The following is a 1932-nucleotide window of genomic DNA, read 5'->3' as shown; positions in this document are numbered from 1 at the left end:
CCATCATGCCCCGCCAGAACATCGGCTTCCTCCTCGAACCCCACGGCTTCTTCGACCAGAACCCCACCCTGGACCTACCCCGCGTATCAGCCACAACCAACCACTGCAGCTCAGACGAAGGACAAACCACCCACTAAACAGAAAGGCAACTAAAGCTAGGGCTGAAGAAGGATCAGCTTTTAATGATCAGTCCCGGTGCTGTGGCGGCAGTACCGGGGAACCAACCCGTGGTTAGGACCTGCTGCGACGGGCCGCACTAAGCTCGACCCGTTGGTCGCCTGGACCTTCGTTGGTCGCCTGGACCTTCATTCTCCGCGTTCTGTCATCCGCTTTTCGTGCCTGCCTTCGGGAAACCGTTCCTGCCACCGCAGAGCACAAGCGGTCTTCGTCGACGCCACACAGGTGCATCACGGTGGCACGACTAACCCGACCCCATTGACGTAGGAGTCTGATCATGCTTTCTGATACATCGCGCCCAGTCATCCAGGCCACTCTGCCCGTCGTGGGTGAGAACATCAAGGAGATCGCCGAGCGCTTCTACGCGCACATGTTCGCTGAACGCCCCGAACTCATGGACGGCCTCTTCAACAGGGGTAATCAGGCCGACGGGCGTCAGCAGCAGGCCCTGGCCGGTTCCTTCGCGGCCTTCGCCGGTTTCTTGGTCAATACACCGGATCAGATGCCCGATCACCTTCTCGCCCGCATCTCCCACAAACACATGTCATTGGGTCTTCGACCAGACCAGTACCAGATCGTTCACGACCATCTGATGTGGGCGATCGTCGACGTCCTCGGTGATGCTGTCACAGCAGAGGTCGCTTCGGCCTGGGATGAGGTCTACTGGCTGATGGCCAACGTTCTCATCAACCAGGAACGAATCATGTACGGGGCGCTCAACCTTGCCCCCGATACCATCTGGCAGACCTGGCGCGTCGTCGAAAAGATCCGGGAGACGGACGACGTCGTGACCTTCGTGGTCGAACGCACCGACGAACGTGACATCAAACCATCGCTTCCTGGCCAGTACGTCACCGTGAAGGTACTCATGCCCGACGGAGTTCACCAGCCGCGCCAGTACAGCCTCACCCGCGCCGACGACGGGCATCACCGCCAGTTCTCCGTCAAACGCGTCCACGGACTATCGACACCCGACGGGGAAGTGTCCAACCTGCTCCACTCGAGCGTGAACGTCGGAGACGACATGGTCCTCTCCGTTCCCTCCGGCGACGTCGTCATGAGCTACACCGACCGACCGATTGTCTTCGCCAGTGCCGGTATCGGCATCACGTTCATGGCCGGCATGCTCTCCCACCTCGTGCAATCCGGCTCGCAGCGAAAGGTGATGCTTCTCCACGCCGATAACTCCGCTGACACCTTCGCCCTCCGTGGGCAGGTTCAGGCGGATCTCGCGCAACTATCCAGCGCGTCCATGCTGACCTGGTTCGTCGAACCCTCGAAGCCCACGCAGACCGTGGAGAACGAACTGGTGGGTTTCATGGACGTCAGCACCATCGACCTTCCACCCGGCGCTGAATACTACCTGTGCGGTCCCCTGGTCTTCATGCAGGCCGTCCGCAGCGCCCTCATCGATCGCGGCATACCCGCTAAAGACATTCAGTACGAAGTATTCGGACCCGACCTTTGGCTCGCCGACTTCCAGTAACAGGACGAGTCCGACTGCACCAACAGTCCTGATTCACCGGCGACGCCTCGAGCACGGTTCCTGAATTAGCTGGCTCGTGCATCAAATCCACAGTTATCCCGAGGCAACAAGTATTGCTCCTATGTAATTAAAAGGGTTTGCAACAACAAAATCAAGGAAACAAAAGACTAGGCTACTTAGCAAAAGGGGAAACAAAAGAATCTAGGCTCCTTAGTAAACAGCACTTTGAAAGCACTTGCGCTGACCAACCCATAGGTGATTACTCGCCA

Annotated in this window: 1 protein-coding gene; it reads left to right on the top strand. The window is 58.3% G+C overall.

Annotated elements, in window-relative coordinates; translation table 11 throughout:
* Window positions 1–454: 454 nt before the first annotated feature.
* Entirely contained in the window at window positions 455–1663 is a 1209-nt protein-coding gene (locus RCH21_RS17115) for a globin domain-containing protein (RefSeq protein ID WP_326965415.1), read from the top strand.
* Window positions 1664–1932 lie beyond the last annotated feature (269 nt).

The sequence above is a fragment of the Arthrobacter sp. PL16 genome (assembly GCF_035985055.1).
GTDB lineage: Bacteria > Actinomycetota > Actinomycetes > Actinomycetales > Micrococcaceae > Arthrobacter_D > Arthrobacter_D cheniae.
This window is presented reverse-complemented; position numbering and strand designations above follow the sequence as displayed.

Coding starts and splice junctions, on each gene's coding strand:
- RCH21_RS17115 (WP_326965415.1), top strand. CDS start 455: ATGCTTTCTGATACATCGCGCCCAGTCATCCAGGCCACTCTGCCCGTC.